The sequence below is a fragment of the Saccharopolyspora sp. genome (genome assembly GCF_017434145.1).
Classification (GTDB): Bacteria; Actinomycetota; Actinomycetes; order Mycobacteriales; family Pseudonocardiaceae; genus Saccharopolyspora_C; species Saccharopolyspora_C galaxeae.
In genome coordinates this window covers 1-7,652 of the sequence record NZ_JAFRFW010000336.1, presented here as the reverse complement: position 1 = coordinate 7,652, position 7,652 = coordinate 1, and the positions used below count along the sequence as shown (strand labels likewise).

The 7,652-nt window shown below is 70.9% G+C and carries 6 protein-coding genes and 1 pseudogene; 5 read left to right on the top strand and 2 right to left on the bottom strand.

Translation table 11 applies throughout. The features are described 5' to 3' along the window. Positions 1-139: 139 nt before the first annotated feature. Positions 140-1,024, bottom strand: a complete 885-nt coding sequence (locus IJH84_RS09405) for a dienelactone hydrolase family protein (RefSeq protein ID WP_295142790.1) — start codon at positions 1,022-1,024, stop codon at positions 140-142. 217 nt (positions 1,025-1,241) lie between these two features. Here IJH84_RS09405 and IJH84_RS09400 point away from each other — a divergent pair, with 217 nt between their 5' ends. The 5 genes and pseudogenes from IJH84_RS09400 (at position 1,242) to IJH84_RS09380 (ending at position 5,452) form a co-directional block, all read left to right on the top strand. After that, the gene (locus tag IJH84_RS09400; RefSeq protein WP_200072293.1) at positions 1,242-1,832 is read left to right on the top strand and encodes a TetR/AcrR family transcriptional regulator; all 591 of its coding nucleotides are present in this window, start codon (positions 1,242-1,244) and stop codon (positions 1,830-1,832) included. Positions 1,833-1,967: 135 nt separating this feature from the next. Next, a complete protein-coding gene (locus IJH84_RS09395) occupies positions 1,968-2,546 on the top strand; it encodes a DMT family transporter (protein WP_295142786.1) in 579 nt (192 codons plus the stop codon). Between the two features lie 27 nt (positions 2,547-2,573). Continuing rightward, positions 2,574-2,849 carry a hypothetical protein gene (locus tag IJH84_RS09390; protein ID WP_295142784.1) on the top strand — a complete coding sequence of 92 codons (276 nt, stop codon included), beginning with the start codon at positions 2,574-2,576 and terminating at the stop codon, positions 2,847-2,849. 94 nt (positions 2,850-2,943) lie between these two features. Next, on the top strand, positions 2,944-4,488 hold the full coding sequence (locus IJH84_RS09385; protein ID WP_295142781.1) for a phospholipase D family protein: 1,545 nt from the start codon (positions 2,944-2,946) through the stop codon (positions 4,486-4,488). Positions 4,489-4,657: 169 nt separating this feature from the next. Continuing rightward, positions 4,658-5,452: pseudogene (locus tag IJH84_RS09380) on the top strand (NPP1 family protein). A gap of 69 nt (positions 5,453-5,521) precedes the next feature. Here the strand turns inward: IJH84_RS09380 and IJH84_RS09375 are convergent. Beyond that, the coding region (locus IJH84_RS09375; RefSeq protein WP_295142778.1) for a xanthine dehydrogenase family protein molybdopterin-binding subunit at positions 5,522-7,652 on the bottom strand (2,131 nt) is incomplete at its 5' end.

Sequence of the window (7,652 nt, the reverse complement as noted above, 5' to 3'; positions counted from 1 at the left end):
GTCGGCCGGGGGCCGTGCAGGCCGGTGACCGAGCGCCGACCGGCCGCCGCACGCCGGTGCGGGCGAACGGCGGCCGGTTGTTGCGCACTCGCCGGAGCCGTTCGATCGGTGCACCCGGAACGCGCGGCGGCCGACCGGGTCAGTACGGACAGGTCGCCCGGTAATCGGAGATCTCGGGATCCTGCGGCGGCGGGCACAGGAACCGGTCGTAGCGGGTGTCGTCGTCCAGGAACCGCTTGAGCCAGGCGATGCTGGACTTGGCGATCGTGGTGTCGTCCCTGTTGGGTGCGAAGTGGCTCGCCCCGGCCAGTTCCAGGTAGGCCTTGCCGGGGTCGTCCGGCAGGCTCTCGTAGAAGGGCTCGGAGTGCTGGGCGACCGGTGCGACGGTGTCGTTCTGCGCACCGATGATCATCGTCGGGGTCCGCACCCCGGAGAAGTCCTTGACCGTGTTCCACGGCGTCATCGGGATCGCCGCCTTGAGGCCGGGGTCGTCCAGCGCGGCCTGCAGCGCGCCGCCGCCGCCCATCGAATGGCCCATCACGCCGAGCCGGGCCGGGTCGATCCGATCCTGCACCTCGCTGCTGCCGGTGAGGTAGTCCAGCGAGGCCGCCAGCTGCTCGGCGCGGGCATCCGGCCGGTCGCTCGTCGTGATCGTGTCGATGGTGAACACCACGAACCCCTGCGAGGCCAGTCGCGGTCCGAGCCAGGCGAGGGTCTCCTGACCGGCGGTGTATCCCGGGGCGATGGCCACCGCGGAGAACGTCCCCTCGGAGGTGTCGGTCGGGTAGTAGATCGTCCCGCCGCCGAAGCCCTCGACGGTGCTGCGCGGCACGGTCTCGCGGTCGATCTCGAACGGGCCGGTCGGCGCGGTGATGCTTTCCTCGGTCGGCGCCGGTCCGTGGATGGTGGCCGGCTCGGCGGCCCGGGCCAGCGTGACGCTGCTCGTGAGCAGCCCCAGCACGGCGGTGGTGACGATCAGTGCGCGTCGTAATCGGGACGGATGCGTGGACAGCGCTGTTGTCATGTGTCGCCCTTCGCAGAAGGCGCCCGGGATGCCGGGTGCGCGGATGTGTCCGTTGCGGAACTGCGCTTGGCCTGCCGAGCGAGCCGGAACGCGCCGGGCCCGATCGCCCTGCCACGCCGGATTCCGGGCGCTGCCGGCGCCGGACCTCCGGACCCGGCTGAGCCTAAAGTGCCTCTACCAATCGGTCAATCTAGTTTCCGGCGACTAGCCTGACGGGATGACCGAACGCGTGGACGGCCGAAAGCTGCGCTTCCAGCACCGGTACGGCGAGGTGCTCGACGCCGCCACGGAGCACGCGCTCGACCACGGCCTCGACGACCTGTCGCTGCGCAAGGTCGCGCAATCGGCCGGGGTCAGCCACGCGACGCTGGTGCACCACTTCGAGTCCAAGGACCGGCTCGTGGCCGAGATCGTGCAGCGCGTGCTGGCCGACATCCTCACCGTCCCCGACCTGCCGCCCGGCGACCCGGACCCGCTGCGGGTGATCTGGCGCAGGGCGACCGCCGAAAGCGGCCGGCGCTACGTCCGGTTGTTCCTGGCGATCACGGGCCAGGCCATGTACGGCGATCCGGCGCTGGCCAAGACCATCGCTGCGTCGATGCGGCGGCGGACCGACCTGATCGCGGCCGGTCTGGTCCGCCACGGGTATCCGGAGCCCCAAGCCCAGACCGCCGCGACGTCCCTGCTCGCCTGCATGCGGGGCCTGTTCGCCGACCTGCTCACCACCGGTGACACCGAACGGGTCGACGCTGCGTTCGAGGACACGGTCTCCGAACTGGAACAACGCATAGCCGACCGGGCGAGCTGAGCTGCCGGCTCGCGCGCGGCACGACGAGCTCCGGCCGCGGCGGGCGCGGTGTTGCTCACTGGTCATCCCCTCGCCGGGAGGCTCCGAACACCGGCAGGCGGTGGTAGCGCCTCGCGTGGTGGGTAGCCCGGGACCGTGCTCGGTGTCCTGCTGATGGTCGTGGCGGCGTTTCTCAACGCCGCCGCGTCCGTGTTGCAGCGGCGGGCCGCCAAGGAGGAGCCCGAATCCGCCGGGTTCTCCTGGCAGATGATGTGGGACCTGGCACGGCGCCCGGTGTGGTTCCTCGGCATCTGCACGATGATCTTCGGGTTCCTGCTGCACGCCGTGTCGATCTCGGTGTCCCGGATTTCGCTGGTGCAGCCGCTGCTGGTGACCGAACTGCCGTTCACCCTGCTGCTGGCCTCGTGGGTGTTCCGCGCGCCGCTGCCCCGCGCGGTGCTGTGGGCGATCCTGCTGCAATCGGCCGGGCTGGCGTTGTTCGTGGGCACGCTGTCGCCGACCGGCGGCAATCCGTCCGCGGTTTCCGCGGGGACCTGGGCGCTGGGCATCGCGATCACGGCCGCGATCATCGCGGCGCTCGTCGTGGGCGGATATCGCAGCAGGCTCGAGCACCGCGCCGCGATGCTGGGTGTGGCCACCGGCGTCACGTTCGGGCTGAACTCCTCGCTCATCGCCGGTGTCGGTGCGGCCGTGGAGCGGGGTGCGCCGCTTTAGGCCACGTGGCAGACCTACGGGGTGGCGGTGCTCGCGCCGATCTCGTTCTTCCTGCTGCAGAACTCGTTGCAGGCGGGCAACCTCGCCGCCTCGCAGCCGGGCTTCACGCTGATGAACCCGCTGACCTCCGTGGTGTGGGGGCTGGTGGTGTTCGGCGAGCAATCCAGGCAGGGGGTGTTCCTGATCGGCGTGGTGGCCGGAGCTGTGCTCATCGCGATCGGCACCGTGCTGCTGGCGCGCTCGCCACTGCTCGATCCCGAAGCCACGCAGCGGCAGCGCTACGGATCAACCCCACCGGGCTAGTCCGTTCGCAAATTTCCGCGCCGCACGCGTTTCGCGCACGCCGCACTGGGAGATCACCTGTGGGTGGAAATCGACAGGTGGGCCGAAGTGCCCGGTGCGGGAAGGCGAGCACGTGCACGACGCGGAGAAGTGGCTGCTGACCCGCCGCGAGCGCGACAACCCGGCCACCGGACTCGACCGCGGCGACATGGCCTGGTCCCGGGGCAACCTGGTGCGACCGTTGATCGACGGGGTCGAGTACTTCCACCGGCTGCGCGAAGTGCTGGCCGGTCTCGGCCCCGGCGACGAGATCTACTTCGCGGCCTGGACCGGAACCCCCGACGAGACCTTCGGTGCGTCCGGAACCTCCATCGCCGGAATGTTCGCGCGGGCACTGCTCGCCGGGGTTCGCGTGCACGGACTGTTCTGGTGCCCCTACCTGGACGTTCGCAAGGACTTCGTCCCGGAGAACCGGGATTTCGCCGCGCTGCTGCGCAGCCTCGGGGCCTCGGCGGTGCTGGACCAGCGGGTGCGCGCGGCGGGCTCGCACCACCAGAAATTCCTGGTGGTGCGCCGGCCCGGCCGTCCGCAGGACGACGTCGCTTTCGTCGGCGGCATCGACCCCTGCCCCAGCCGCTACGACGACCAGGACCACGACGGCGATCCGCAGGTGCAGCAGTCGATCGCACGCGTCTACGGCGAACGACCCGCCTGGCACGACGTTCATCTCGAAATGCGCGGCCCCGCCGTCGCCGAGGTCGAGCACGGGTTCCGGGAACGGTGGAACGACTCGGCATCGCTGCGGCGCATCCCGTTCCGGCTACCGCGGCGCGGCCGCACGGCGTCGAGCACCGCGGAGCTGCCCGCTCAGCAGCCCGCGCCGCCGCGGTGCGGGTCGCATTCCGTGCAACTGCTGCGGACCTACCCGAACAAGATGCCGTCCTATCCCTTCGCACCTCGCGGCGAACGCAGCGTCGCGCACGGGTACCTGAAAGCGCTGCGCAAAGCCCGGCATTTCATCTACGTCGAAGACCAGTTCCTCTGGTCGCCGATGGTCGCCGAGGCGTTCGCGGCCGCGCTCCGCAGCGAACCCCGCCTGCGGCTGATCGCGGTGCTCGCCAGCCGCCCGGACAAGGAAGGCAAAGTGCAGGTCGCGGCCAGCGACGTCGCCCGGGGCAAGGCGGTCGACCTGCTGCGCGCGGCCGGTGGTGACCGGGTCGATCTCTACGAACTGGAACACCCGGCGGGGGTGCCGATCTACGTGCATTCCAAGGTGTGCGTGGTCGACGACGTGTGGGCCACGGTCGGTTCGGCGAACCTCAACCGCCGCTCGTGGACTTACGATTCGGAGCTCAACGCCGCGGTGGTGTCCGAACCGGGCCACTCCTTCGCCGCTGACCTGCGGCGGCGCCTGTGGCTCGAGCACCTGGGCCGGGACGATGACGGCACCGACCTGGCCGATCCCGGGCAGGGCATCGAGACGTTGCGGTATTGCGCTGCCGACTTGGAACGCTGGCACGACGAGGGCCGCCGCGGAGTGCGCCCGCAGGGACGGCTGCGGCGGCACACGCGGCCGGAGACCTCCGCGCTGACGCGCGCGTGGGGCTCGCCGGTGGGTCGCGCGATCATCGACCCGGACGGGCGCCCCGCCGCCCGGTGAAATCCGCTTTCCCGCAATTCCCAGAATGCGTTGAGGTGCGCTGAACGGCACCACCGGTGAATCCCCCGTGAATGCGCCCGGAAAATTCCGAAGTGCACCCTGGAATTTCCGGTTCCGGCCATTATGCTGCGGCGGGTCACTCCGGCCCGACAGGGAGGTTCCCCTCGTTATGACCTCGCAGCAGCGCCGCGCGCGTCCGAAACGACGACCCAAGATTTCTTTCGCCTTCCGTTCGCTGGTCGGCGCCGGCGTGCTGGTGCTCGCCACGCCGTCGGTGGCGCTGGCCGATCCACCGCAGGCGTTGCCGAGCAGCGTCGCCGACCCGGACGGCGAATTCCAGCCTGCGTTCGACTACGACGGCGACGGCTGCTACCCCACCCCCGCCATCGGACCGGATGGCACGCCCGCCGAAGGGCTCGAACCGTCCGGTGCGCTCAACGGCAACTGCCACGACGAGTCCGATTTGGACAACACGAATTCCTACGTGCGCGCCAAGTGCAACACCAACGGCTGGTGCGCCTACCTCTACGACCTGTACTTCGAGAAGGACCAGGCGGTCGAAGGGGTCGACGCCTTCGGGCACCGGCACGACATCGAGCACGTCGTGGTGTGGGTCAACAACGGGCAACCCGAGTACGTCTCGACCTCGGCGCACGGCGACTACTCCACCTATCCGCGCGATCAGGTGTCCTGGGAAGGCAACCACCCCAAGATCGTGTAGCACTAGGACGGTGCGAGCACGCACGCGTTCCGGCTGGCCAACGCCGACGAGCAGCCGGAGAACCACCAGGGCACCTGGCAGTACCCGGACCTGGTGAGCTGGGACAACTTCCCCGACGGGGTCCGGGACAAGCTCACCGGCGCCGACTTCGGCTCCGCCAGCCTGGGCATCTCCGACGGGGCCTTCGAGGACAACCTCGGCAAGGCGAAGCCCGACGAGATCGAGTTCAACCCGAGCGAATGACCGGAATCCGGCCCGGTGCTGCCACATCGGCGAGAGTGCATCGACGAGAGCGACCGGGCCGGTCCCCGCTCACATGAGCTTGTCCAGGGTGATCGGCAGCGAGCGGATGCGCTTGCCGGTCGCGTTGAACACCGCGTTCGCCACCGCCGGTGCGATGCCGGTGAGTCCGACCTCGCCGACGCCCTTGATGCCCAGCGGGTTGAACCGGTCCGGTGCTCCGGCGAAGACCACCTCGTGGTCCGGGACGTCGCCGTTGACCGGCACCAGGTAGTCGGCCAGCGTCGCGTTGGTGATCCGCCCCGTTCCCGGGTCGGTGGCGGTGTCCTCGAACAGCGCCATGCCCAGCCCGCCGACCGCCCCACCGAGGATCTGGCTGCGCGCGGTCTTCTCGTTCACGATCCGCGCGCCGTCGATGGCCGAGACGATCCGCGCCACCCGGATCAGCCCGAGGTCGGCGTCCACCCGGACCTCGACGAACTGCGCACCGAACGCACCCGCGCGGCTCATCGTCCCGTCCTGCTGCTGCGACGGGTCGAACGCGCCGGGCGCGGTCACCTCGGATCGGTCGTGCCTGCGCAGGATCGCCGAATACGGCTCACCGCGCGCCGGATCGCCGATCGCGTGCAGCCGCCCGTCGGTGGCGGTGAGCTGGTCGGCCCGCAACCCGCGCAGCGGCGATGCCGGGTCGTCGGCCACCAGATCCAGCAGCGACTGCCACACCCCGCGCACCGCCGCGTCGACCGCGGCGCCCAATGAACCGGTCAGCCCGGACCCGCCTGCCAGCGAGGCTTGCGGCAGCCGCGAGTCGCCGAGTTCGAAACGCGCGTCCGCGATGCCGAGGCGCTGCGCGGCCAGCTGGGTCATCACGGTGTGCGTGCCCGTGCCGATGTCCGTGGTCGAACTGCGCACCAGGCCGGAACCGTCCGCGCGCACCGTCGCCTCGGCCCGGCAGGGCAGCCCGAACCAGGGGAAGGACGCGCCCGCCACGCCGTGCCCGATCAGCCAGTCGCCGTCGCGCGACGAGCCGGGTGCCGCGCTGCGCGCGGACCAGCCGAACAACTCCGCACCGCGCCGGTAGCACTCGCGCAGGCCGTTGCTGGACCACGGCAACCCGCTTTCCGGGTCGTTCTCGGCGAAGTTGCGCAACCGCAGCTCGATCGGATCCATGCCGAGCCGGTGCGCCAGTTCGTCGATCGCGCATTCCAGCGCGAAACCGCCCTGCGCCTCGCCGGGCGCGCGCATCGAGCACGGGCCGGGAATGTTCAGTCGCACCCGCTGCTCACCGGCGAAGACGTTCGCGCAGGCGTAGCGGTGCACCGATACCCCGGTCACCGAGTCGGCGTTGTCGTCGTCCACCGCGGCGGTCTGGGTCGAGCGGTGCTCGATCGCCAGCAGCTCGCCGTCCCGGTTCGCGCCGAGCCGCAGCTGCTGCACCGTGCCGGTGCGGTGGCCGACGCCGGTGAACATCTGCGGGCGGGTTAGCACGAGTTTGACCGGCCGCCGCAGCTCGCGCGCCGCGAGCGCGGCGAGGCTCACGTGCGGCCAGGTCCGCAGCCCGGAACCGAACCCGCCGCCGACGTACGGCGCCAGCACCGTGACCGCTTCCGGCGCCAGCCCGAACACCGCGGCCAGCGAGGAGCTCATCGCCGACGGGCCTTGGGTGTTGGTGTGCACGGTCAGCCGCGGGCCGTCCCACTTGGCGACTGCGCTGAACAGGCCCATCGGGTTGTGCGTATTCGCCGGGGTGGTGAATTCGGCCTCGTAGCGCACTTCCGCGCGAGCCAGCGCGCCGGGAACGTCGCCGCGGGACACGTCCTCGGCTGCGGGTTCGCGGACCGCGGCCGGGTCGTCGATCTCCACCACCGGGTCGGCCGGGGCGTATTCGACGTGGATCAACCCCGCGGCGGCCGTGGCCTGCTCGGGGGTGTCGGCGACGACGACCGCAAGGTATTGGCCGTGGTGCCGGATCCGGTCGTCCTGCAGCGGTGCCGGTGGCTCGCCTTCCGCGCGTGTCAGTTTCGGCGCGTTGCGGTGCGTGAACACGCCGAGGACGCCGGGGGCGGCTGCGGCCTCGCCGGTGTCGATGGCGGTGATCCGGCCCGCGGCGATGGTGGCGCAGGCCAGCGCGGCGTGCGCGGTGCCCGGTTCGGCCGCGTCGTTCGGGTAGTTCGGGGCACCGGCGACCTTCCGGGTGCCGTCG

What these genes read in the sequence shown, in the direction of transcription:
- IJH84_RS09400 (WP_200072293.1), top strand. Translation starts at nt 1,242, where the DNA reads ATGACCGAACGCGTGGACGGCCGAAAGCTGCGCTTCCAGCACCGGTAC.
- IJH84_RS09405 (WP_295142790.1), bottom strand. Translation starts at nt 1,024, where the DNA reads ATGACAACAGCGCTGTCCACGCATCCGTCCCGATTACGACGCGCACTG.